The organism is Bacillus luti (assembly GCF_009739945.1).
In the GTDB taxonomy this organism is placed as follows: Bacteria; Bacillota; Bacilli; order Bacillales; family Bacillaceae_G; genus Bacillus_A; species Bacillus_A luti.
On sequence record NZ_CP040336.1, the window covers coordinates 2,223,878 to 2,249,975 of the forward strand.

23 protein-coding genes and 1 pseudogene are annotated in these 26,098 nt (G+C 34.2%); 21 read left to right on the forward strand and 3 right to left on the reverse strand.

The window, feature by feature from the left end; genetic code table 11:
- Positions 1-67 precede the first annotated feature (67 nt).
- Entirely contained in the window at positions 68-1,201 is a 1,134-nt protein-coding gene (locus EUC40_RS11340; protein ID WP_000649092.1) for a zinc-dependent alcohol dehydrogenase, read from the reverse strand.
- A 259-nt stretch (positions 1,202-1,460) separates the two neighbouring features.
- Here EUC40_RS11340 and sasP point away from each other — a divergent pair, with 259 nt between their 5' ends.
- The 4 genes from sasP (at position 1,461) to EUC40_RS11360 (ending at position 8,582) form a co-directional block, all read left to right on the forward strand.
- Complete coding sequence (gene sasP, locus EUC40_RS11345; RefSeq protein WP_156575146.1) at positions 1,461-1,673, forward strand: small acid-soluble spore protein, SasP family; 213 nt, start codon at positions 1,461-1,463, stop codon at positions 1,671-1,673.
- A 313-nt stretch (positions 1,674-1,986) separates the two neighbouring features.
- Positions 1,987-2,439: a hypothetical protein gene (locus EUC40_RS11350; RefSeq protein WP_156575148.1), complete on the forward strand. Its 453-nt coding sequence runs from the start codon at positions 1,987-1,989 to the stop codon at positions 2,437-2,439.
- Positions 2,440-3,290: 851 nt separating this feature from the next.
- Entirely contained in the window at positions 3,291-5,903 is a 2,613-nt protein-coding gene (gene ppsA, locus EUC40_RS11355; protein WP_156575150.1) for a phosphoenolpyruvate synthase, read from the forward strand.
- A gap of 291 nt (positions 5,904-6,194) precedes the next feature.
- Complete coding sequence (locus EUC40_RS11360; protein WP_156575152.1) at positions 6,195-8,582, forward strand: immune inhibitor A domain-containing protein; 2,388 nt, start codon at positions 6,195-6,197, stop codon at positions 8,580-8,582.
- 104 nt (positions 8,583-8,686) lie between these two features.
- Here EUC40_RS11360 and EUC40_RS11365 read toward each other — a convergent pair whose 3' ends face one another.
- The gene (locus EUC40_RS11365) at positions 8,687-9,304 is read right to left on the reverse strand and encodes a TetR/AcrR family transcriptional regulator (RefSeq protein WP_071711725.1); all 618 of its coding nucleotides are present in this window, start codon (positions 9,302-9,304) and stop codon (positions 8,687-8,689) included.
- 172 nt (positions 9,305-9,476) lie between these two features.
- Between EUC40_RS11365 and EUC40_RS11370 the strand changes: the two genes are divergently transcribed.
- Positions 9,477-10,658: a YhgE/Pip domain-containing protein gene (locus EUC40_RS11370; protein WP_156575155.1), complete on the forward strand. Its 1,182-nt coding sequence runs from the start codon at positions 9,477-9,479 to the stop codon at positions 10,656-10,658.
- Positions 10,659-10,763: 105 nt separating this feature from the next.
- On the opposite strand, the gene EUC40_RS11375 is transcribed toward EUC40_RS11370, so the two are convergent.
- Positions 10,764-11,270 (reverse strand): GNAT family N-acetyltransferase, encoded by a 507-nt coding sequence (locus EUC40_RS11375; protein ID WP_156575157.1) that lies wholly within the window; start codon positions 11,268-11,270, stop codon positions 10,764-10,766.
- Positions 11,271-11,571: 301 nt separating this feature from the next.
- Between EUC40_RS11375 and EUC40_RS11380 the strand changes: the two genes are divergently transcribed.
- From EUC40_RS11380 to EUC40_RS11455, 16 genes and pseudogenes are all read left to right on the forward strand, one after another.
- A complete protein-coding gene (locus EUC40_RS11380; RefSeq protein WP_071711728.1) occupies positions 11,572-12,006 on the forward strand; it encodes a ferritin-like domain-containing protein in 435 nt (144 codons plus the stop codon).
- Positions 12,007-12,159: 153 nt separating this feature from the next.
- Positions 12,160-12,629: pseudogene (locus EUC40_RS11385) on the forward strand (DUF2691 family protein).
- A gap of 167 nt (positions 12,630-12,796) precedes the next feature.
- Positions 12,797-13,312: a GNAT family N-acetyltransferase gene (locus EUC40_RS11390; RefSeq protein WP_156575159.1), complete on the forward strand. Its 516-nt coding sequence runs from the start codon at positions 12,797-12,799 to the stop codon at positions 13,310-13,312.
- Positions 13,313-14,194 carry an aminoglycoside phosphotransferase family protein gene (locus tag EUC40_RS11395; protein WP_156575161.1) on the forward strand — a complete coding sequence of 294 codons (882 nt, stop codon included), beginning with the start codon at positions 13,313-13,315 and terminating at the stop codon, positions 14,192-14,194. It abuts the gene before it with no gap.
- A 104-nt stretch (positions 14,195-14,298) separates the two neighbouring features.
- Complete coding sequence (locus EUC40_RS11400) at positions 14,299-15,627, forward strand: YjiH family protein (protein ID WP_156575163.1); 1,329 nt, start codon at positions 14,299-14,301, stop codon at positions 15,625-15,627.
- A 958-nt stretch (positions 15,628-16,585) separates the two neighbouring features.
- Positions 16,586-17,386, forward strand: a complete 801-nt coding sequence (locus tag EUC40_RS11405; protein ID WP_156575165.1) for a hypothetical protein — start codon at positions 16,586-16,588, stop codon at positions 17,384-17,386.
- 227 nt (positions 17,387-17,613) lie between these two features.
- Entirely contained in the window at positions 17,614-18,393 is a 780-nt protein-coding gene (locus tag EUC40_RS11410) for a hypothetical protein (RefSeq protein ID WP_156575167.1), read from the forward strand.
- A gap of 12 nt (positions 18,394-18,405) precedes the next feature.
- The gene (locus tag EUC40_RS11415; protein ID WP_156575169.1) at positions 18,406-19,572 is read left to right on the forward strand and encodes an AAA family ATPase; all 1,167 of its coding nucleotides are present in this window, start codon (positions 18,406-18,408) and stop codon (positions 19,570-19,572) included.
- Positions 19,573-19,604: 32 nt separating this feature from the next.
- Positions 19,605-21,248, forward strand: coding sequence for a hypothetical protein (locus EUC40_RS11420; RefSeq protein WP_156575171.1), 1,644 nt, complete (start codon positions 19,605-19,607; stop codon positions 21,246-21,248).
- 96 nt (positions 21,249-21,344) lie between these two features.
- Entirely contained in the window at positions 21,345-22,304 is a 960-nt protein-coding gene (locus EUC40_RS11425; RefSeq protein ID WP_156575173.1) for a bacteriophage abortive infection AbiH family protein, read from the forward strand.
- Positions 22,305-22,452: 148 nt separating this feature from the next.
- Complete coding sequence (locus EUC40_RS11430) at positions 22,453-22,785, forward strand: TetR/AcrR family transcriptional regulator (protein WP_156575175.1); 333 nt, start codon at positions 22,453-22,455, stop codon at positions 22,783-22,785.
- Between the two features lie 155 nt (positions 22,786-22,940).
- Positions 22,941-23,285, forward strand: coding sequence for an ArsR/SmtB family transcription factor (locus EUC40_RS11435; RefSeq protein ID WP_156575178.1), 345 nt, complete (start codon positions 22,941-22,943; stop codon positions 23,283-23,285).
- Between the two features lie 12 nt (positions 23,286-23,297).
- Positions 23,298-23,813, forward strand: a complete 516-nt coding sequence (locus EUC40_RS11440) for an SRPBCC domain-containing protein (protein ID WP_156575180.1) — start codon at positions 23,298-23,300, stop codon at positions 23,811-23,813.
- A 91-nt stretch (positions 23,814-23,904) separates the two neighbouring features.
- Positions 23,905-24,285, forward strand: coding sequence for a VOC family protein (locus tag EUC40_RS11445; protein WP_156575182.1), 381 nt, complete (start codon positions 23,905-23,907; stop codon positions 24,283-24,285).
- Positions 24,286-24,422: 137 nt separating this feature from the next.
- Positions 24,423-25,010, forward strand: a complete 588-nt coding sequence (locus tag EUC40_RS11450) for a GNAT family N-acetyltransferase (protein WP_156575184.1) — start codon at positions 24,423-24,425, stop codon at positions 25,008-25,010.
- Between the two features lie 330 nt (positions 25,011-25,340).
- Positions 25,341-25,973, forward strand: coding sequence for a YdcF family protein (locus EUC40_RS11455; RefSeq protein WP_071711735.1), 633 nt, complete (start codon positions 25,341-25,343; stop codon positions 25,971-25,973).
- Positions 25,974-26,098 lie beyond the last annotated feature (125 nt).

Genomic DNA, 26,098 nt, shown 5'->3' on the forward strand with positions numbered 1-26,098 from the left:
ATGCAGTAGGTTTATTTTTAGCAGTCTACTGCATAGAAAAATAAAAGGTTCAGTCACATAACAATTTTCAAGGTTTTAAAATAACTTTAATACAATCATCTTCACGATTATTAAAAATTTGATAACCGTAGCTCGCTTCTTCAAGGGGAATTTTGTGTGTAATAATCTCTTTTGGATCAAATTCTTTATTTGTTATTTTTTCAAATAGTTCCGGCATAAAATGAATGACAGGTGCTTGTCCCATTTTAAGATTAATATTTCTAACCCAAAATGCCCCGAGTGGAAATGCATTATAATTACCACCATAAACGCCGGTCATTTGAACCGTTCCATATTTTCTTACGGCTTTCGTAGCTATTTGAATAGGACCGAGAGTTCCACCTTGTAATTTCAATTTTTGTTCCAGAAATTCTAGAGGCGATTTTTTTCCATCCATCCCCACGCAATCAATAACTACATCGGCACCACCATGTGTAATTTCCTTTAAATGTTCTCCCATATCGGGGAATTTTGTAAACTCAAATACCTCAACATTGTTAATCTTTTTTGCATAATTCATCCGATAATCTAAGTAATCTACTGCAATTACACGTTTAGCACCTTGCATCCAAGCAAATTTTTGTGTCATTAATCCAACAGGTCCACAACCAAGGACGATAACAGTATCACCTGGTTTAACTCCTGCGTTTATTACACTCCAATAAGCTGTTGGTAAAACATCTGATAAAAATAGTAGGGATTCATCTTCAAGTTCGCATGATTCCGGTATAACAAATGGAGTGAAATTTCCAAAAGGAACTTTTAAATATTCTGCTTGTCCGCCTGGATGATTACCAAATTTCTCTGTATAACCAAAGTATCCACCAGAATCGTAATGAGGGTTTGAGTTATCACATTGACTTTCCATTTCGTGTTGGCAATAGAAACAATGTCCACAAGAAACGTTGAAGGGGATGACAACACGATCGCCTTTTTTCACTTTAGTGACATCTGGCCCGACTTCTTCAACGATTCCCATTGGTTCATGGCCGATAATGTATCCTTGAGGTAAGGGCATGTTGCCTTGATATAAATGTAAATCAGAACCGCAAATAGCGGTTGAAGTAATTCTTACAATAATATCATCTTTTTTTTCTAATTTTGCATCATCCACTTGTTTAACCTGTACTTGGTTTGGTCCTTGATAGGTTACAGCTTTCATCTCAAATCTCCTTTTGGATTATGTCTCAAAACATACTTTATATGTATCTCTTTGTACAACAGAAATCTTTCTTATGCTCATTAAAATGGGAATACATATAGTGTTGTTATGAAAGTATTTTATAGGAACTTTTTTTCTCATTTCTTTTAACCTTATTTTAAGAAGAAACTCAATATTTATACATAATATAATTCCTATAAAAAGGATAACTATTATTTTATGATTCGTAGCATATTAACAACATCGGAGGTGAAACAATATGGCAAACAATAATAGTGGAAGTCTTAATGAATTATTAGTTCGAGGCGCTGAACAAGCTCTTGATCAAATGAAATATGAAATTGCACAAGAGTTTGGTGTACAACTTGGTGCAGATACAACAGCTCGTTCAAACGGATCTGTTGGTGGTGAAATTACAAAACGTTTAGTAGCAATGGCAGAACAACAACTTGGTGGTAGAGCTAACCGCTAAGTAAATTGGCACAAAATATAGCAAATATGTAAATCAATTTCTTTTGTGTATTCATAAAAATAAAAACCCTTATATTAAACAGATTCTCACTCAAAGATTATTGATAATCTTTGAGTATTTAATTTGTAAACTACTTTCCTAAATAATAAACACGCGGTGTTGGAAAGGTGTTTTCCATGCATAGTAGAAAATCTTTTGCAGGAAAAAGCATACTTGAAAATTTGATTTCAATATTGAAATCAATATCCTTATTTAATCTAATGAACCCATCGGATACTAGGTTAATACGATGTAACGGAAAGGGGGTGAAAAAATGAATGAAGAAAGAAAAGTATATAATAGTCCTTATGGATACACAAATTCTTTTCATCAGTCTTATCCATTGGACTCTTATCCTTTTGTAATGGACAGCCGGAATATTGATATGAGTAGAGGGATAAGGCCACAACAATGGCAACAACCACAACAATGGCAACAACCACAACCACAACAGCCACAACAACCACAACAGTCACAACAAACACAACAGTCACAACAACCACAACAGTCACAACAAACACAACAATATAAGTGTCAATGTGATGGAAGCGAAGCCGTATGTGTATCAATCCCAGTTCCACTTACAGTTGTTCTTTTGGGAACGAAACTCCAAGTTGAATTACCTTGTATTAGAATAACGTCCGAAGAAGATATTACACCAGTATTACAAAAATTGGTGAAAACCCTTGGTGGTTTACTTGGAGGTTCAGGTGGCACGTCGTCTTAAAAGTACAAATTTACTTATTTATTCGGATAATAATAGTTTTCGTTCAAACATGGGTAAGGTAGACTACAATAGCATTAAGCAAATTTTGTGGTATACATCCGCAAGGGGATGGCTCTTACTCATTGTAGCAGTTTTATGCTTCCAAAATACAAGAGGTTTATTTTTAAATTGTGGTTTTGAAAGAAAGCTTAATTGTTTTTTCAGTGAATGAATCTTCAAAAACAGTCTTCTTTTTAATTTCTAGACATTAAAAGTTAAGGATGTTCCACTTTTATATAAAATTGAATATGTGTTCAAAAAGAAACGGATCCAATCTGAAAAAATTTAAATCAAATTGGATCCGTTTCGTTTTATCTTTTGTAGAAGAAGGATTGTTGAGCTGTTTTTAGATGGACTAATAATGTTTTGGTTTTAGGAGAAATTTATGGAAATGTTATAATTCAAATATTACAAAAATTTTATCTGGAAATTATGTTTTATCCCGCTTTAATGGGCAGTAAGACCCCCACCTCAAAATTCAGCGAAAGCAAAGAAGTTAGGTGGGGGTCGGGCTGCCCATAAAAGTCCGATTGGTTCAACTAATAATCAGTGGGGGATGAAGAAAACCCCCACTGATTAAAGTTTCACTTTATTGTAATGTTAAGGTTCGAACTGAGGTTGATTTATAGTTCAAATAACATTATTAAAGAAATGATAAAGGAGCAAACGAAAGCCTCGCGTCCAATTGTAACAGAAGTGATGATCTCTTCCTAACTTAATTATACCACGTAAATAAAGTTCAAAATAGACTGTTTCTTCTCATTTACTACTGCTACAATCAAGAACACATGCAAAATAAGGAGAGATGTTACATGAGTTCTTTCGTTCTCGATTTTCAGGAAATAGAAAAGATGCAGCTTTCGCTCGTTGGTGGAAAAGGATTGAATTTAGGGGCGTTATCAAACATGCAAGGGATAAAAGTGCCAGAAGGTTTTTGTGTTACAACGGTAGGGTATGAAGAGGTCATCGAACAAAATGAAACATTCCAAACTTTGTTGCAGCAGCTAACAAAGTTGAAAAGTGAAGACCGAGCTCAAGTTGGTGAATTTAGCCGGAAGATTAGAGAAGTCATTATGGCAGTAACCATTCCTGTTGATGTTGAGAAAGCAGTTACTCATTATCTCTCACGTTTTGGCGATGAGCATGCTTATGCAGTACGTTCGAGTGCGACTGCTGAAGATTTACCACATGCCTCGTTTGCTGGTCAACAAGATACGTATTTAAATGTGATTGGAAAAGAAGCTATTTTGCAGCATATTAAGAAGTGCTGGGCTTCTTTATTTACAGATCGAGCGGTTATATACCGCATGCAAAACGGCTTTGAGCATAATCAAGTTTCTATAAGTGTAGTCGTTCAAAGAATGATATTCCCGGAGGCTTCGGGCATTTTGTTTACTGCTGATCCGATTACTTCTAACCGGAAAGTGTTATCAATTGATGCCAGTTTTGGACTTGGTGAAGCGTTAGTATCAGGGCTCGTCTCTGCCGATAATTATAAAGTAAAAGAGGGCGAAATCGCCGGAAAGATAATCGCAACTAAAAAAATAGCTATGTATGGACGGAAAGAAGGCGGAATAGAGACGAAGCAACTTGCTTCTAATCAGCAAAATGTTCAAACACTTACGGATCAACAAATTTTACAACTAGCACGTATCGGAAGACAGATTGAAGCTTATTTTGGTTGTCCGCAAGATATTGAATGGTGTTTAGTTGATAATACATTTTATATTGTCCAAAGCAGACCGATAACGACTTTATATCCAATACCAGAAGCAAATGATGAGGAAAATCATGTGTATGTATCGGTTGGTCATCAGCAAATGATGACGGATGCGATGAAGCCACTAGGATTGTCCTTTTTCCTATTAACGACGCATGCGCCTATGCGTAAAGCGGGCGGAAGGCTGTTTGTGGATGCTACACAAAAATTAGCTTCACCTGCTAGCAGAGATTTCTTAATAAACACGTTAGGAAAATCAGATCCACTCGTAAGAGATGCATTAACGACTGTAATCGAGCGAGATAATTTTATTACATTGTTACCAGATGATGAAAAAGGAAAGAGTGGTAGTAAAAGTGTGCCACCTGTAAGCCCGCAACCAGAAATCGAAAAAGACCCGGTACTTGTGATGGATTTAATAAAGAATAATCAAGCATCGATTGAAGAGTTAAAACGAAACATTCAAACGAAATCAGGATCAGCTGTATTTGATTTTATTTTAGAAGATATGAAGCAACAATTACAAAAGATATTATTTAGCCCGCAAAGTACGGCTGTTATTATGGCAGGTATGAATGCTTCAACGTGGATCAATGAAAAGATGGAACAATGGTTAGGTGAAAAAAACGCAGCAGACACACTTTCTCAATCTGTACAAAATAATATTACGTCAGAAATGGGTTTAGCATTAATGGACGTTGCAGATGTGATTCGCCCTTATCCAAAGGTCATTGCATATTTACAACACGTAAAAGATAGTAGCTTTTTAGATGAACTCGTTCAGTTTGAAGGCGGAGAAAAGGCTCGAGATGCGATAAATGATTTTCTGAATAAATATGGAATGAGATGTAGCGGAGAAATCGATATTACGAAAACGCGCTGGAGTGAACAGCCAACTACAATTATCCCTATGATTTTAAATAATATAAGAGACTTTGAATATGGTGCAAGTAAGCGGAAGTTTGAAGTAGGACTGCAGGAAGCTTTCAAAAAAGAAGAAGAATTATTAGATCGATTGCAGCATTTGCCGGATGGAAAACAAAAGGTAGAAGAGACGAAGCGTATGATTCGTAACATCCGGAATTTCATCGGTTACCGTGAATACCCGAAATACGGCATGATTAATCGTTATTTTGTATATAAGCAGGCGTTACTGAAAGAAGCTGAGCAACTTGTGCAAAGCGGTGTCATTCATGAAGTCGATGATATATACTATCTAACTTTTGAAGAACTTCACGAAGTTGTTCGCACGAATAAACTAGATTATGAGCTTATTCATAAGCAAAAAAATGATTACAAATTATATGAAAAACTAACGCCTCCGCGTGTAATGACGTCTGATGGAGAAATCATTACAGGTAAATATAAACGAGAAAACCTCCCAGCTGACGCGATTGTAGGTCTCCCTGTTTCTTCAGGGGTTATAGAGGGAAGAGCTCGCGTTATTTTAAATATGGAAGATGCGGATTTAGAAGAGGGAGATATATTAGTTACTGCTTTTACTGACCCTGGCTGGACACCATTGTTTGTATCAATAAAAGGGTTAGTAACAGAAGTCGGCGGGCTTATGACGCATGGGGCAGTTATTGCACGTGAGTACGGATTGCCGGCAGTCGTTGGAGTAGAGAACGCTACGAAATTAATAAAAGATGGGCAACGAATTCGAGTACATGGAACAGAAGGGTATATTGAAGTGCTGAAGTAGTATTTTAGATAAATAAAGAAATCGTCCACTAAATATAGTGGACGATTTCTTTATGATTTTAATTGAAACGGAAAACCGAAATAAAAAGGAGCATATGACATATAGAGATTTGAATAGTTTTATCAAATTTCATCAATATTTCCTGAAACATTGATGAATCAGAATGTATGTTCATCTAAAATAAAGGATTTTTTCAAAAATATTACAAATTCAGACAATATATTGTTAATTATCTGAATTTTCTATAATATATAAACGTTGTATCGTATTTAATATTGGGGAGGAATAGGGATGAAGAAAAAGCCTTTTAAAGTGCTGTCTACGTTTGCGGCGGCAGCAGTGCTTAGTTGCACATTTGGGTATGGGGGTCAATCTGCTTATGCGGCAACGCCGTCTAATGCAGGAACTTTAAGTCCAATTGATGAAAATTTAATTCAAGAGGAGCGTTTAGCAGATGCGCTCAAGAAACGCGGTGTAATTAGTGAATCTACGTCGAAAGAAGACACATTAAAAGCTGTTGAAAAATACGTAGAGAAGAAAAAAGGAGAAAATGCGGGAAAAGAACCAGCAGCAGGGGATAGTGTTACGAGAGAAGCTGCTGACTTTTTGAAAAAAGTTAAAGATGCAAAAGCAGATGAGAAAGAAAAAGCAGATCAACCTGCTAGTGGCCCAGTAGTGGGACAAGAGCCGATTAAAGGGGGATTAAACGGCAAAGTACCAACTACTTCAGCGAAGCAAAAACAATATAACGGTGATGTTCGTAAAGATAAAGTTCTTGTATTGCTAGTAGAGTTTGCTGACTTTAAGCATAACAATATTGATCAAGTACCAGGTTATATGTATTCAAATGATTTTAATCCAGAACATTATCAAAAAATGTTATTTGGTAATGAGCCATTTACACTCTTTGATGGTTCAAAAGTACCAACATTTAAACAATATTATGAAGAGCAATCTGGTGGTAGTTATACAGTAGATGGCACAGTAACAAAGTGGTTAACAGTTCCTGGTAACGCGGCAGATTATGGCGCAGATGCAGGAGATGGCGGTCATGATAATATGGGACCAAAAGGACCGCGTGATTTTGTAAAAGAGGCATTAAATGCGGCTGTAGAAAGTGGTATTGATTTATCTGAATTTGACGAATACGATCAATATGACAATAATGGTGATGGCAATAAAAATGAACCAGATGGTCTGATTGATCACTTAATGGTCATTCACGCTGGAGTTGGACAAGATGGGGGCGGTGGTAGACTAGGTGATGATGCAATTTGGTCACATCGTTGGCACCTTGGAACACCATATCCAATTGAAGGAACAAAAGCAAAAGTTGATAACTGGGGCGGTAAAATGGCAGCATACGACTACACAATTGAGCCAGAAGACGGAGCGGTTGGTGTATTCGCACATGAATTTGGTCATGATTTAGGTCTTCCGGATGAGTATGATACGAAGTACTCAGGAGCAGGTGAGCCAATTAACTCTTGGTCTGTTATGAGCGGCGGCAGCTGGGCTGGTAAAATTGCAGGAACAACGCCACCGAGTTTCTCTCCGCAAAATAAAGAGTTCTTTCAAAAGAACATGGGTGGAAATTGGGCCAATATTGTAGAGGTTGACTATAATAAATTAAATCGTGGTATTGGCTATGCGACGTACTTAGATCAAAGTGTAACGAAATCAAATCGTCCTGGTCTGATTCGCGTTAACTTACCAGATAAAGAGGTAAAAGGTATTCAGCCTGCATTCGGTAAGAAGTACTACTATAGTACAAAAGGTGATAATCTGCATACAACATTAGAAACGCCAGTGTTTGATTTGACAAACGCAACAAATGCGAAGTTTGATTACAAATCAATGTATGAAATTGAAACGGATTATGACTTCCTTGAAGTACATGCAGTGAAAGAAGATGGTACGAAAACGTTAGTGGATCGAATTGGTGAAAAGAATGTGAAAAATGGTCTAGACACAACAGATGGTAAATGGGTAGATAAGTCTTATGACTTAAGCAAATTCAAAGGTCAAAAAGTAAAATTAGTATTCGAATACATTACAGATGGTGGTTTAGCGCCGACAGGTTTTACTTTTGATAATGCTACATTAACTGTAGATGGAAATGTTGTGTTCTCTGATGATGCAGAAGGCGAAACGAAATTTAAATTAAATGGTTTCGTTGTAGCAAATGGTTTTGATAAGAAGAAGCATAACTACTATTTAGAGTGGAGAAACTATGCTGGTGCTGATCAAGCGTTAAAATATAGCAGTGGTGTACCGTATAATACAGGTCTTCTAGTATGGTATGCAGACTCTAGCTTTACAGATAATTGGGTTGGTTTACATCCAGGTGAAGGTTTCTTAGGAGTTGTTGATTCTCACCCAGAGGCAATTGTTGGAACGCTAAACGGCAAACCAACTGTTAAAAATAGTACACGATTCCAAATCGCAGATGCTGCGTTCTCCTTTAACCAAACGCCAGCATGGAAAGTTGTATCTCCAACACGCGGAACATATGATTACAAAGGGTTACCAGGTGTAACGAAGTTTGATGATTCTAAAGCATATATGAACGACTTAATCCCAGATGCAGGACGTAAAGTACCGAAGCTTGGATTGAAATTTGAAGTGGTTGGACAAGCAGATGATAATTCTGCAGGTGCAGTTCGTTTATATCGTTAATAATGTAGAAGCTGTTGAAAGGGAGTCCTTTCAACAGCTTTTTTTTACAGAAACATAAATTTCAAGTTATTAATAAAATAATAGAAATTACTAAGCAAGCGGGCTTATTTCTTTAAACCAGCCGCATAAAAAGGTCCATGAACTGCGATTGTTGATAAAATACGAGCAATTTCCTCAGGTGTTTCTTTTTGACCACTATTTAACCATTGCTGGATGACACCTATATGAGCGGATGCCATATAAGAAGCTAAGTATTGACTTGGAACAAGTAAATTTTCTTTATTAATGAGAGCACCGTTCGTATCTTCAAATAGTGTTTTCCACATAAACTCTTTCAGTTTTGTTTGGAATGATAAATCTCCTTTTGGGCTAAGTACAGCTTTTATAAAACCACTATTTTCATTTAGAAATTCAAGAATAGAAGTGATAAGTAGAAACGGCATTGTTGGGGAAGGGTTTGATCCAAGATCCGCAATCACTTCTGGAAATTTCTTTTTTGCAATGCTAGACATCTCATGCATAATTTCTTCTTGGCATTTTGTCATTAAATCAAATTTATCTTGATAATGCGTATAAAACGTACCACGATTTATGTTTGCTTTCGTTGTAATATCTTTTACTGTAATAGCGTCAAAACCTTTTTCCTCAATTAATTCCACCAATGCATTTCGTATGGCAGTTTTCGTACGAATGACGCGTAAATCTAAATTACTATCACGCAAGGCGTGTCCCTCCTTTATTTTGTTCAACACATTTATAAATTGTGTCTTATAACCGACACATTCACGATTTTTGATTATTGAATAAGGCTTAACTCAAACATATAATTCAAAATATAAATAAACAACACGTTGTCCGCTTATTGTAACTGAAATTAAAGGAGGAGAAAAGAGAATGGTGAAAAACAAACTGTTATTTTTATCACCAGTTATTGCACTACTTATTGTTTTTATTTTTTCATTAACATTATTCCCGACAGTTCAACCTCAGCCGAAAAACTTGCCAATCGCAATTGTAAATGAAGATCAAGGAGTAGAAATTCCGAATCAAGCGAAAATGAATATGGGGCAAACGATCGTTGATAACATGAAAAAAACAGCGAAATCAGAGGAAGAACCCGCAGTGAAGTGGGTAGAAGTAAAAAATAAAGAAGCCGTTCAAAAGGGGTTAAACAATCAAGAGTATTATGCAGCATTAGTCATCCCGAAAGAATTTAGCGCAAAACAAGCATCATTACGAACACCAAAGCCATCTTCGCCAGAGGTAGAAATATTCATCAATCAAGGGATGAATACAGCAGCATCCACTATGGCAGGGCAGATATTAAATGGTGTAGTTGATAATATAAACAATATGGTTCGTACACAACTATTAGATGGATTGAAAGCGAAAGGGGCTACTTTAACAGCAGACCAAGTTTCAAATTTAGTAACACCTATTACGAAGAAAGTGAAAAATGTAAATGAGGTCGGAAAAAATAGTGCGAATGGTAACTCGCCAATTTCATTATTCCAACCGCTATGGATTGCAAGTTTAGCGAGCGCAGCAATCATCTTTATTGCAATTCGTAAAATGCCAGTCGGCTCACGAAAAGAAAACTTTATATTAAAAGTAAAACAAATCGTAACAGGGGCTATTGCGGCACTTGTAATCGGATTTGGACTAACATGGATTGCGGACGGAATGGTAGGACTAAACATTTCTAACTTCACAGATACGGCACTGTTTTTATCTATTACATCCTTTAGTTTCTTCTTAATGATTTCTGCAGTGCTTTCATTAGTTGGACTAAATGGGATCAGTTTATTCGCTCTCTTACTATTCTTCGGGGCACCGTTATTATCGTTAGCACCTGAAATGTTATCACCATTTTATCAAGATTGGGTTTATTCATGGTTACCAATGCGATTTATGATCGAAGGTCTTAGAGAAATCTTCTTCTTCGGAAAAGGGTTAAGCTGGAATACACCTGTTACTGTTCTCGTTTGGATTGGGATAGTAAGTATGGTTATTATACTAGCAACGGCATTGAAGCGTAGTGCAGTAAAGGAACATAAAACAGAATTACATGCGTAAAAATAAAAACCGTTTCACTAGTAGTGGAACGGTTTTTATGATGGGATTTATATGTTTTTTTGCATAAGAGAATGACCTTTCGTCTTTTCTATAGTATCGAGAGCTCTAAAGATCACGTACGTTCCAAATAATCTCACCGCGCTCGTCGTCCCACGTACTGTGATGCCGCTTAAAACCTATCTTTTCTAGCACACGGAGGGAGGCAACATTCCAAGCGCCTACAGTCGACCAAAGTTTGTGGCGCCCAGTAGCAATTGCAGCGTCTAGCACAACGGATGCTGCCTCAGTCGCGTAACCTTTACCATGAGCACTGCGGAACAGCTCGTATGCAATTTCAGGTTCTTCAAGTGTGGAACGCCCAATAATTAAGCCGCAGTATCCGATGAAATCACCTTCGTTGCGTCTTCGAATAGTGAGAAGGGAAATGCCATTTTCGTCTGCCTTCTTGCGCATTTCGATAAGGCTGCTACGAACGGAGTCAACTGTTGGCATGTCCACACCACGTTCGCCAATTAATTTGCTCAGCCAAACGGAATCGGATTCCTCCCACATACTAAGCTCAAGTCTTTCGGTTTTCAGCTGGAACGCCATAGGTTTAAATAAAGATGGCATAGTGGAACCTCCTAGTTATGTCACTGTATTCATAATAGCTTCGCATCACATTTGGTTGGAAACCTGATGTGATGCGGATTTATAGCAACGGTGTACAAAAAAATAGTGATATTTTATCCGCTATTTGCCGTGCAGTAAAACCCCCACTGATTATAGTTTCACTTTATGAATAAGCAATTCCTTTGCAAAATAGACCATTGTATCAATCTTTATTTTAAATTTACAGTTGTCCTGTTATATACACATGCTCCGACTATTTTAAAATGCATAAAATGTTAAGCGGAATTGTGGAGGGGATACGATGTATAATTTGAATGATTATGATTGGTATAGGCAGAATGATAAGTTGATTAATGATATTGAAAAAGCTATAAACGGGGAGTATAGCGCTATAAACTGCTATGCGAAATTAGCAACCATGGCTCCAAATGGAATGGAACAAAAACAAATTCTTGAAATCCGTAATGATGAAATAAGACATTTTCATCAATTTGTACAAATGTATACGAACTTGACTGGCAGACAGCCGAAACCACAGATTACGGAAGACTGCCCGAATACGTACTTACAAGGATTAGAGTTCGCTATACAAGATGAGCAGAAGACCGTAGATTTTTATTTGGAAATCTCAGATGAAACATCAGATGCATATATGAAAGATTTATTGCGCCGAATAGCTGCAGATGAACAAAATCATGCGGTATGGTTTTTATATTATTTTGTGAAGTCGAAGTGAGTATTGAATGAAATACTTAAATATAAGTAGAAGAAGACCGTTTCACTAGTAGTGGAGCGGTTTTTGTGATGAAATACAAGTTATATATAGTAGCTGAATTTCGTATATAATGTATGAAACAAAAATGAAAACAAATATGTTAGGAGTAAACATATGAAAAGAGGAATCTTTGTAGAAATTCCAAATGAATATGATAATTTACTTTGGAAAGTATTAAAGCCAATTCATATTTCTTCATTTGATTGGTGGGGAGTGAGGAGTCATACTTGGTAGCACGTGGTGGATTGGATGAAGCGTTATTTCCAGAAGAACCAAGTGTAATGGAAGGATCGGATTTGAACAGGTTATTTAAAGACAACGTATAGTATCTTATTTTTGCAGATTTGAAGGCATATTCAAAAGGAGAAGAAGCAATAGATATTGAAACATATGAAGAGTTTAAAGAAAGTAAGTGTGAGGTAGCCGTATTAGTGGTGGATGCTCAGTACATACAAATTTATGCGAAAGATCAAAAAGCGATTGAATTGATGTATGAAAATGCACATGATTTAGGGTTTTACGTGGAATACGTTACAGATGAAAATGACGGTAGAACGCGTTTATCCCGCTTTAATGGGCAGTAAGACCCCCACCTCAAAATTCAGCGGAAGCAAAGAAGTTAGGTGGGGGTCGGGCTACCCATAAAAGGCCGATTGGTGAAGGCTAATAATCAGTGGGGGATGAAGAAAACCCCCACTGATTAAAGTTTCACTTTATCAGTATAGTAGCGCTAGGAAAGGAGAAGGACAATATGGAGAGAACTGCAGTTCAAGAATATACAATTCGACCTGCTACTGAAGAGGAAAGCGATAGCATTATTACTCTATTAAAAGAGGTAGCGCAGTGGCTACAACATAAAGAAGTAGATCAGTGGCAGTACCTTTTAGGGGGAGAAGCTACAGCTGAAATACTAGAAGCTATAAGAGAGAAGTATACATATGTTGTTATGAAAGAAGATGAAATTGTCGGTACGGTTACAGTTTCTCCTAAACAAAATGAATGGGATGAATATATTTTTGGTAAAGAGGAAGTTTCTGATTCGTTGTATATTCATAGATTTGCAGTGAAACGGAAGTATAAGGGGAATGGAATAGGAGAATGGATGTTACGATGGCTAGAAGAGAATGTGCAACATGATAAAGGGTATTTGAAGTTAGATTGTGTAGGGCATAATCGGATATTGAATGATTTTTATAAGAGAAGTGGTTTTGAATATGTTGGAAGTACGGATGGGCTTAGCAAGTTTCAAAAGAAAAGGAGAATGTGAATGCATCCAATTAACGTAAGTTTAGTTGAAAAGTTAATACAGGAACAGTTTCCTGAATGGGCACATTTAGAAGTGAAACCTGTAAAGCTTAGCGGGCATGATAATAGAACGTTTCATCTAGGCGATGAGATGAGTGTAAGGTTACCAAGTGATGCAGCATATGCACCGCAAGTAGAGAAGGAAAACAAATGGCTTCCTCTATTAAGCAAGGAACTTTCTTTACCAATCTCTTCTCCAATTGCGAAAGGAAGTCCTTCTGAAGAATATCCGTGGCCTTGGTCTATTAATAAGTGGATAGAAGGGGAGACAGTTACGAAAGAAAATGTACGTGACTTAAATGAATTTGCGGCGGATTTAGGAGCATTTCTAGTAGCATTGCAATCCGTTGATGCGAGTAACGGACCGATAGCTGGAGCACATAATTTTTACCGAGGTGGGCTCATATCTGTATATGATGAAGAGGCGAGAGGTGCTATCGAAAATAATAAGGACATTTTTGATGAAACAGTATTAAAGCATCTTTGGGATTTAGCACTTCAGTCAACTTGGAAGCGTAAGCCAGTTTGGATTCATGGGGATGTTGCACCAGGGAACTTACTTGTTAAGGATGGAAAGCTTTGTGCCGTAATTGATTTTGGTATTTTAGGAGTAGGGGATCCGGCTTGTGATGCAGCGATGGCTTGGACATTCTTTGATCAGAATAGTCGAGATATATTTAAAGAAAGATTACGTATGGACGAAGAAACGTGGAATAGAGCGAGAGGATGGGCGCTTTGGAAGGCGTTAATTATATATGATGCGAATAAGATTAGTAATAAGATAGTGGCAGAAGAATCGTATCGTGTGATTCAAGTGATTGTGGATGATTATGAGGGGAAATAAAAAGCCTATTTCAAAATAGGCTTTTTCATATGAGTAAATATAAATGGAAAGAAGGAATATAACATTATTATACAGAATATTTAGATAATAGGAGGTGTCGAATTTTGAGTGAAATTGAATTAAAAAGGAATGTAATTAAAACAGGGAGTGAGAAGGGCATCATTCTTCGGTTTATACTCGCTAGTTTAGTAGGGGTGTTTATTTTTTTCGTGCCGGTTACGATAAACGGTGCATCGTCTATTATGATTGATCATATCGTGTCGTGGATTAGAGCTTCGGTTCCGGGAGTAGTACCTTATTACGCACTACTCGTTATGGTAATGGGTGCGATTTATCCGTTTTATACGAAGAAATGGAATGCAACTCTCGTAGATATTTGTTTTTCTATTTTAAAAGTAGTTGGCGTCGTTTTTGGTGTATTATATTGTTTAAAAGTAGGGCCAGCTTGGTTCTTTGCACCAGATGTAGGGCCGTTTTTGTATGAAAAACTAGTAATATCGGTAAGTTTACTCGTTCCGATTGGTTCGGCGTTTTTAGCATTATTAGTCGGATATGGTTTGCTTGAATTTATCGGTACATTTTGCCGTCCGATTATGAGACCATTATGGAAAACACCTGGAAGATCAGCAATTGATGCGGTTGCTTCTTTCGTTGGAAGTTATTCGCTTGCGCTTCTCATTACTAACCGAGTTTATAAAGAAGGAAAATATACGACAAAAGAAGCAGCCATTATCGCTACAGGCTTTTCTACAGTATCCGCAACATTTATGATTATCATCGCAAAAACATTAGACATTATGCATTTATGGAATGTTTATTTTTGGACTACTCTCGTTGTAACATTCATCGTGACCGCTATCACCGTAAGAATCCCACCACTTAGTAGAAAGCCAGATACATACATAACGGAAGAAGGTTTTCCAGAGCCTGTTTATAAGGAAAAAATGTTAGAACGTGCTTGGGAAGATGCATTAGAAGTATCAAAATCTGCACCGAGCGTTATGAAAAATATCGCAGTGAACTTAAAAGACGGTTTCATCATGACGATGGGAATTTTACCATCGATTATGTCAGTAGGGTTACTCGGTATCGTTTTAGCGAAGTTCACACCAATATTTGATTGGATCAGTTACATTTTTTATCCTTTTACATGGGCTTTACAGCTTCCAGAAGCAGAACTAGCTGCTAAAGCGGCATCCGTTGGTATTGCCGAAATGTTTTTACCATCATTATTAGTAGTAAGTGCACCGCTCGTGACAAAGTTTGTTATTGCGGTTGTTTCGGTCTCATCTATTTTGTTTTTCTCCGCTTCAATTCCGTGTATTTTATCGACAGATATTCCGTTAAAAGTATCTGAACTTATTATTCTCTATGTACAAAGAACGATATTAACGTTGCTTATTATTACACCGATTGCTTATTTGTTGCTGTAAAAAGGAAGAGGATTATCAAAGTCATTTTAAATTTATCCCGCTTTAATGGGCAGTAAGACCCCTACCTCAAAATTCAGCGAAAGCAAAGAAGTTAGGTGGGGGATCAACTGCCCATAAAAGTCCGATTGGTTCAACTAATAATCAGTGGGGGATGAAAAAAACCCCCACTGATTAAAGTTTCACTTTATAAAGATAGAGTAACGAAAAGGGGAAAGGTATAAAAAGAATCCTTCTGTAAAAGGAAGGATTCTTTTGTTTAGTATTTTCATCAAGTAAATATATTCTGGATGTTTTATTTGTTTTTCGAATATGACGTAATACTTCTTAAGAAAATTCCTAACCCTGCAAAAAAGAATCCTAAGCATAATAAGCTGCCTGGCGTTCCCCAAGTAATTTGATCTAGCATTTTTATATCCTCCCATTTCTCCCATATTAATTAACCGTAAAACTTTCACCGATTAAAGTTTCACTTTATTATTATATAGTATTTTTTGGTTGTTATCCAGATTTTTCCTTGAAGGGGTACCGTAATTAACAGTACTCGACGGCAAGTAAGAGTAACGCCCTAACGGAGTATTTAACAATATATACCAATAAAGCTGCTAGTGAACTAATAGAAAGTAGAAAAAATAAACAAATTGATACAATTAACAAATAAAAACAACTCTTTTAAATATATTCTGTTATTCAGTATGTTAATAGAATTTAAGGGTTAATTTATGGAAAGAAGAAATTGTGATAGTAAGATTGCTTATTTGTTACTATTAATTATGTTCTAAAGTGACTCCAGTTGATTCTTTCACAAACAACGTATTAGCTAAGAATAAAATTCTCATAATAATTGTAATTAATACTCCAGTATTCATGAATAATAAAGTTGTTTAAATATGGAAGTTCAACATCCAATCGCTTATAATTAAAATAAGTGAACAGATGTTTTGTTTTTTGGAGGGAAAAGATGGCTAACACTAAGCAAAGACTAAACAAAAGAAGAAAAGCTTTAAATGAAATTCAAAATTTAGTAGATAATGCAGCCCATTTATTAATTATTCATTACTCGTGTGAGAGCTTTTATGACATTAAAGATGGTCGAACACCTAGAATTACTTCTATAGCTGTTAGGTATTTTAATACTGGACAAACTGAAACTTTTTCTATCCATAAGGTTGCAGAGAAGAAAGGTTATTTAGCAGAAATTGAAAGTCATTATGATGAACTTGAAAAAATTATGTTAGGTGAATTTTATAAATTTGTTAAAACTCATTTGAACTATAACTGGGTTCATTGGAATATGAGGGATATTAACTATGGATTTCAAGCTATAGACCATAGATTCAGTGTATTAGGTGGAAAACCAACTTCAATACTGGATTCTCAGAAATTTGATTTAGCGAGAAAACTAATGGATATATATGCAGATTATGCAGATCATCCTCGACTTGAAAAATTGATAGAACTAAATAATATTACTAAAAAAGATTTTTTAAGCGGTGCAGAAGAGGCTGAAGCTTTTGAAGAATTAAAGTACGTCGAATTACATCGCTCAACACTTAGAAAAGTGGATATCTTTCACTCAATACTTGAACGAGTGATTGATAAGAGTCTGAAAACCAAAAGTAAATGGCATCATATTTATGGATTTACACCACAAGGAATGTTTGAATCTATAAAGGATCATTGGATATATGCGTTAATTTCCTTAATAGTCGGAGCAGCTTTATCAGCAGTCCTAGGCATCGTATTTTTAGATTTTTTCTAATTTTTTGGAGCGTACGCTAAGAGGTCAAATTGCTTGGGCGATGCGGAAATTTTTCAGAATATCAAGGGAGGTAGAGGTGTTTAATAGAACAGGGATTATTTATGATATGCAAATTCAGAATTAATACATTATCCTGTATTTGAATTTAAGATGAAAGGTACAATATATTATCTATTGAATAATTGGCAAGTTAATGAAAAAACATTTATAAAGGCGGATATATTAATATGGAGAGAAATAAAAGAAAAGATTTATTTTGCTTATATTACATCAATTTTAATAAAGTATTTGAGATAGCAATGTTATTAGATAACCAGATTATTACTGGTGAAGAAACACAAAAAAATAGCAATCATAGTTTGAAATTAGCTGCAAAAATAAAAAATATGTTGGCAATGGTTTTTGAAGGTACTGCAGATATAGGGTATAACTATTCTAAAGGTTCGCAATTAAAAAAAACTGTAGAAATTAAAATGACTAATTCCGTTGTTCTTAAAGATTTAATTGAAGAAGTTAAATTAAGTGATAAAAATATCGAAAATGCAAGAGAAGGAAAATTAATTTTAATTGATGATGTAAATTTGAGTTTAGTAAATGAAGAGGAAACTCGACAAATCAAGTTAGTTAAACAAGGAGTACTAGATAGATTTATTCATGAGGATATTTCCGTAGGTGAAATAATGAAACCGATGCTCAATGATTATTCATATCAACTGACGGGTAACAAAGGTGAAGAAAATTATCTTATTAAAATTCCGGCTAACGCTGATAATGAATTTGAAAACAATTATACTATAGACGATTTACTTTTGGGAAAAGTTACTTTGATTGGTATATATAATGGACTTAAAAGTTCAAATGATTTGAAAAATACATTTACATATCTAAAAGAAAATGAAACGCAAAATGAGGGGATTATAGATAGTCAAACAGGTGAAGAAATTAATGAAATAGAAAAATATCATTATATTGATATCCTTGCAATTACTCAAAAGATTCATATTTAAGAGGTGGAGCATTTGTTATCGTATAAAGTAGATTACTACTGTCAAAAGAATTATAGAAAATATGTTGAACAAAGAAGAGTTGAAGGGATAAAAATTATAACAATACCATTACTAGAAATGAATCAAGGTGGAATGGATGAGCTTTTAACCAAATCAGTAGTCGATATAGATTTGACAAGCGCTATTAGAATTGCCAAAGTAAATGATTCAATAAATTATTTATTAGAAAAAGTTCTATACTCACTTGTGAATCAAGATGTTAACTTTATTATTGAAGAAAAATATTTAAATGATCTATTGAATGTATCTCCGTATTTCGTAGAAGGAAAAAAAGTAGATATGAAAATTAATGAAGATGAGATTATTGAAGGAATAATATCGGAAGATAATAAGAACTTAATAGTTGATGATGAAAAAAAAATTGATGAATTAAAAATTTTTCTAAATGAGCATTTAATCGGTCATCAGGCTTTTAAAGAAAGATTTCTAGAAGAAATTAAAGTGTATAAATATTTTAACAAAGTTATTAAAGATCAGCCTATATATTCAATTTTTTTGTTAGGACCTTCAGGGACAGGGAAAACAGAAATAGGTAGAACATTGCATAAATATTTAGATCCATCAAATAGTTTAGCAAAGATTAATCTAGCGAATTATAAGAGTGAAAGTTCTTTGTCTGGTCTAATAGGGAGCCCTCCTGGTTATATTGGTAGCCAAGAAGAGAGTGATTTAGTTAGAAAAATTAAAAATAGTAATGCAGGATTGTTAATTATAGATGAATTTGAAAAAGCAGATGGATCTATTCATAATTTTTTTCTACAACTTTTAGAAGAAGGAGAATTTGATGACGCTCTTGGTAACATCCATAATCTAAATGGATATATTGTTGTCTTCACTTCAAATTTTAAAAGAAATGAGTTTTTAGAAAAAGTTCCTTCAGAGCTCAGATCTAGATTTAATTTAATAATTGAATGTTCATATTTAAATTTTGAGCAAAGAAAAGCATATTTAGAAAAAATATTTGGAGAATATAGTATACAAGCTGGTTTGGTTCTAAATAAACAAGAATTAGATGAGTTAAGATCAGATATTGAATTTAAAGAGGAGTACAATTTAAGAAAGCTTAAACAAATGGCAAGGAAAGTTTTTTTTGATGCATACAGTGAGAGGTTTAAATGATATTACAAAAATAAGATTAGGGGGAGTGAAATTTGGCTAATTTAGAAAAAATGTATTCTATAAAAAAGGACTATAATGGTGAAAAGAGTTTAATTATAATACCGGTGGGTAAGTTTAATATTTCAAATAGATATCGAATTGGAGATATTACTATTTATCCAATTGGTACAGTTAATACAGAAGAGTTTTTTGAAACAAAGGTAGATTTTGATTTTGCGGAAGTTAAAGAAGACTTTTTAAATTCGGCTTTTATAGTCTTCCCTATAATAATTCAAAAGGAGCATCCTTTTGGCAATTTTACTGTGGAGCAGAAGAATCAATTGTTAAATTCCAATTTCAGTAAGGCAGAAGAAGTATTAAATGTATTTAAGTATATTTACTGTAATTTAGATAAATCATCAGTTTTAACTCAAAAAGCAGGATATATTAACAACATTTACAGTGGGGCATTAATATACTATCCGCATTTAGGTATGTCGGATTATTTAGAAGAAAAATATAAGGTGAATAATGAATTTATTGGAAAGGGATTAATAGTAGAATTAAAAGAGATTAAAGAAATATTAGATAAACACACTGTTATTTTAGATAGAAATTGTGGAGAAGTTGGAAATATCATTAAGCATGCACTACAGCTGTATGCGAATATAGTAGAAGCTAGTAGTTACACTAATAAGTATGTACAAGCTTTAAGTTTGATTGAATATCTTACAAACCCCTTTGAATTTGAAAAAATGCAAAAGTTAAAAGGGCATGTAATAGCATTTTCTGTTGATAATAAGAAATCTTACCATGAGTTGTCTGAACGATTTAAGTTTTTAACAGGATTAAAAGATGAGCAAGGGATAGAAATAGGGATTAGAACCAATATAGTACATAACGGAAAGTTGCTAGAGCAAATGTTGAATAAGCCGTACGAACCAGAATTTATTATAAAAGAGTTACAATATTATATATGTAATTATTTAGAGGCGTGTTTTGAAAGTTATAAAGAGCCTTGGGAAAATTTTAAAGAAAAAAGAGAAAAGAGAAAGAATGAAATAGAACATAATTCGAATAAATTTGAAGGTAAATATGAGGCAGATACATTGGTATTAATAGATTTTGATTTTTTTAATAAAGCATTAAAAGAAGTATATCAAATGTATCCGCAACATTACCAAAATAAGTTTAATATGGAAAGTTTTTTGTATGCTTGTATAGATCAGGTTGGATTAGAGAGACAAGGGTTTAAGATACCGTTTCACTTTATTACAAGTTCAAATGATAAGATTTATAACGATATTCAACCGAAAAATATATTGGATTATGAGCAACTAGGTGTTGATACATCTTTAGCAGAATTTGATATTAATGTATCTCAAATAGAAGGAAATTACCTTGCGAATTTCGAAGATGTTCTTTATCAGTATACATTAGAAAGAAATTATGTCTTAGTTCCATCTAGTAAGTTTGATAATATCATTTTAATTTCTGATAGAAATAATATTTCTATGGATTTTTTTGGAGAAATTGAACAATCAGTTAAACAAATATATTTAGGACGATTAGATAAGCATAGAACAACAGCATATCCAAGTTTTACTTGGTTTGATATACAGATATTATTTATGAGGATATTAGGTATCGAATTATGGGAAGAGGCAAAACCAAATTTTATATTTGAGGTTAATTAAATAATTGTAGAACTAAAAATAAACATAATTAAGAAACTTTGTAGTTTATATATTTGTGGTAAACCTTTATAAAAGTTCAGATTGGAGGTAGTAAATGTGAACAAATTATTTATTATTGGGAATGGCTTTGATATATCTCATGGCTTAAAGACAACATACGATGATTTTCGAAAATATTTAATTTCCGACAGTGAAATTGAAATGGATAGTTTAGTTATTCCTGAATCGATACAAATGCCAGACGGAGAAATTAAATATAATGAACTGGAAATTTTATCTATGTTATTTTTCTTGATTAGTGAAGCTGAATCTAATGCGGAAAAATGGAGTAATGTAGAAGCATCTTTAGCAAAGTTGAATTTTGATGAAGCTTTTGATTGTTATTCTGAAGTTGTAGATAAAGATGGAGATTTGGATTTATGGAAAACATCATACAATAATGAGGATATTGCATCAAATCTTGTCATACCTTCATTAACAGTTCAACAATTATTTTCAAATTGGATTAATACGATAGATATTATTAGCGCGAAAATCAAGGTTGATTTCTTAAAATTAATAGAAAAGGAAGATTTATTTTTAACATTTAATTATACTGATACATTAGAGGGCGTTTACCATGTATCAAAAGAAAAAATTTGCTATATTCATGGGAAACAAAATGAAGAAATTTATTTTGGGCATGGGAATAATGAAGATAAAACAGACTACTATATGAAGAATTATATCGGAGCGGAAAACGGTTTAGTTGAAATTCATGAGCAATTACGTAAGAAGACCGAAATAGCTTTAAAAGATAATATTCATTTTTTTAAAACTTTAACATATTCCAATGTTAGCAAAATATATTCTTACGGGTTTTCATTTAGTGAAGTTGATATGATATATCTAAAAGAGATTTGTAAAAGGATGAATACTCAAAAACTAACATGGTATTTCAATGACTTTGATGAATGGAATCATAATGATTATATTGATATTTTAATAAAATGTGGATTTAAAGGTAATTTTAGTACTTTTAATATTTTGAATAAAGAACTTACAGAAATTAATTAATGAGTAGATGTAGATTAATAAATAGCTTTATTATCTGTTTTCGCAAATATCTATCTCAAATTTTGAGGTAGATATTTTATTTTTGTAAACTTTTATATAATTGTAAAACAGGATTATTGGTATTAAGGGGATATGAAAAAAAGTAAAAATGATTTTAATAGAAGCAATTCAGCTGTTTTCCAATCAAGGATATTTTGCGACTACTATGTCTAAAATAGCAGAGGTAGCAAAAGCGAGGTTTGGTAGTATAGCATATTACTATGAAAGTAAAGGAAAACAATTGTTACTTGTACGTGAATTAGGTGGTTCACCATTAGGACGAATTACTAAGATGATAAATGGACAAATGAAATTTTTTATTCAACAAAGTAGCTCTTTAAGATTAGTACAATATGTAATTGCTCAAAGGGATCAATTTCTCCAAATAATGAGTAAAATACTCATATTATGGGAGGATTCAAAGGAAATCGTTTTTCTGTAATAATCGGTACAATATTAAAGATTATCGATTTGCTTTTCGAATATTCCTTGACAGGAATATTCGAACTTGGATATAATCGATTCAACAAGAAGATAATAGTAGTGATGATATGGATGTGTTATAACCGGAGACCATCGCTTAAAGAGGTGAGTGATATGTCGGGGAAATTTCCGGGCGTGAACATGGCAACGCTGAATGCCTTATCAGAAACGAATCGTATGAATATCGTTGAACTTTTGCGTAACGGTCCTCTAACTGTTGGGGAAATTGCCGACCACTTGGGATTAAGGCAACCACAAACTTCAAAACATTTAAAGGTGCTAAGTGATACTGGGATCGTGGAAGTGCAGGCGGAAGCAAATCGCCGCATTTATAAGTTACGACCTGAGCCTTTCCAAGCACTTGATTGTTGGGTACAGTCATTTAAGCATGTAATGGAAGAGAGATTTGATAATTTAGATACGTATTTGAAAGAATTACAAAATAAGAAAAGGTTTTAAGGAGGAATTAAAATGTCAAACAATACAATGGTATCGAGAGTAGAGAATGGCAAGGTATTAGTACTAGAGCGCGTTTTCGATGCGCCACGTGATCTTGTATTCAGTATGTTTAAAGAAGCAGAACATTTGAAACATTGGTGGGGACCAAAGGGGTGGGAAGTGCCAACATGTACTGTTGATTTCCGTCCTGGAGGTGTTTGGCACTACTGTATGAAATGTGTCGATAAAAGCCAAGGTCAATTCTTTGGTATGGAATCATGGGGTAAAGGAGTTTATAAGGAAATTATTGAGCCGGAGAAAATTGTGTATACTAATTATTTTTCAGATGCTGAAGGCAATGTGAATGATTCTATGCCCGCAAACGAGATGACATTGGAATTCATCGATTTAGGTGGAAAAACAAAGCTAATTAACCGTGCTGAATATGTTAACGAAGAGGCCCTTAAGACTGTTATGGACATGGGCATGCTAGAAGGTATTACTGAAACTTGGGATCGTTTGGATGAGCGATTGGAGTCGCTGAAATAGATTTTTTAAATCATGATTTTATCATTGTTGATAATTAAGTGTAAAAGCATTGCATGTAACGAAAACTTTTGTAAGAGAGAGGTACAAATAAATGATTAATACTGTTGGTCAAATTATGTTGTATGTGAATAACCAAGATGAAGTGAAGGAATTCTGGACAGAAAAAGTGGGGTTTATTGTAATTTCAGAAGAAGATAACGGTCAAGGAATGCGATGGATTGAAATTGCGCCGACTAAAGAAGCTGAAACAAGCATTGTTCTCCATAATAAAGAGCTTATTGCTAAAATGCAGCCTGAGTTAAATCTTGGTACACCTTCTTTAATGTTCTTCTCAAAAGACTTCGATCGTTTATATAGCAATTTAGTAAACAAAAACGTTACAGTTGGAGAAATTGTAACGATGCCTACAGGTAGAATATTTAATTTTGCAGATAGCGAAAATAACTATTTTGCAGTAATGGAAAAGAAGTAAATTTTAATTGAAATTATGAGTGCGATGCTGGACTAAAGGCATCGCATTTTTTGTTTTTATGAAAGTTAATTAATTTTATATAATAATAAAACGATATATAATAATATGTTATAGTAACAACAAAGGGGGGCTTACAAATGGAAATCATTCACGAAAGAGTAAAGTTACGGTTAATGGATAGTAGTGATGTCGAAACTTTGTTTTCGATTGTAGAAGGAAATCGGGATATTTGGGCGTATTTAATCTCTAAAATGGATAGTATTCAAGATATGCAGCAATATGTTCAAAAAGCGATAAAAGGTTACGGAAGGGGTACACAAATTCCTTTCAGTGTAGTCGATCAACAGACGAATATGATTGTAGGTAGTACACGGTTATATAATATTTCAGTAGAAGACAAGACAGTTGAGTTAGGGCAGACGTGGTATCATCCAAGTGTACAACGTACGAGTATAAATACAGAGTGTAAATATATGCTTCTAGAGTATGCTTTTGAAAAACTGCATATGTTGAGGGTGCAAATTAAGACAGATGTACGAAATGAAAAAGCACAACGAGCAATTGAAAGGTTAGGCGCAGTTAAAGAAGGTGTGCTTAGAAATGAAAGAAAGTTGCCGAATGGTCATGTGAGAGATGCGGTTGTGTATAGTATTATCGCGAGTGAATGGCCAAGTATAAAAGAAAAATTGTTAGAAAAATTAGAGTTGTATAAAGAAAAGCTATAATTCGTGTTTTGAAAGGTATATGGTTCGAAATACATGAAAAATATACCTTTTTTCTTACAAAACGCTACTTTATTTTAATTACTTTTGTTTCATCGTTCCCTTCTGATAAAAAATTCGTTACAATGTAGTTGTATGGTAATAAACTTATAAATTGAAAAATGTAATGAAAACCGCAAATGAAAAATGAATTGATAATCCTCAATTTTAAATGAAAACCCTTTTATACATATATAATAAGTAAAATTCCTTCTTTTAAACAAACTCAAACAAAACGATTTGATATAAATGTTTTTTTATAGAAGTATGGATGATGTACGGAGGCAATTACAAATGAAAGAAAATAAGAAAAGTAAAAAAAGACGAATCTTTCAAGTATTTCTACTAATGATTTGTTCTATTATTTTATATGTGAGCTATGCAGCTTATGATATTTGGAGCTATCGTTTTAAAACAGATGCTGGTGTGAACACAGATGCTGGTATCGTACTAGGAGCAGCTTCATGGAACGGAAAACCGTCTCCTGTATTTAAAGAAAGAATTAATCATGCGATTTCTTTATATAAAAACGGAAATATTAAAAAGATTATTTTCACAGGTGGTACAAAGTTTGAGGCAGAACTCGAGGAAGCACGCACTGCGAGAGTGTATGCATTGAAACAAGGTGTAAAAGAAGAGGATATTTTAATAGAAACAAAATCCCTTTTTACTGAAGAAAATTTAAAGAATGCGAAGGAAGTTGGAATAGAGAACGGAATCCGCACATACACGATTGTAAGTGATCCACTTCATATGAAACGTGCAATGAGAATCGCGAAACATATTAACATTGAAGCATATGCTTCACCAACGCCAACATCGGCATATAAAACGTTAGATACAGAAATTCCATTCTTCTTTAAAGAATTGTTCTCGTATATTGGATATGTAACCTCTTTGCCATTAAAGGCATTGAAGGGAGATTAATATAAGAAAAGGTCCTATTCTTATATAGGGATTTTTCTTATCATCCAAAAACATTGTATTTTTATCGGAATAGTGAAACAATAGAGAAGTAGCTTCATATAATCATAATGACAAAATGAACGGTT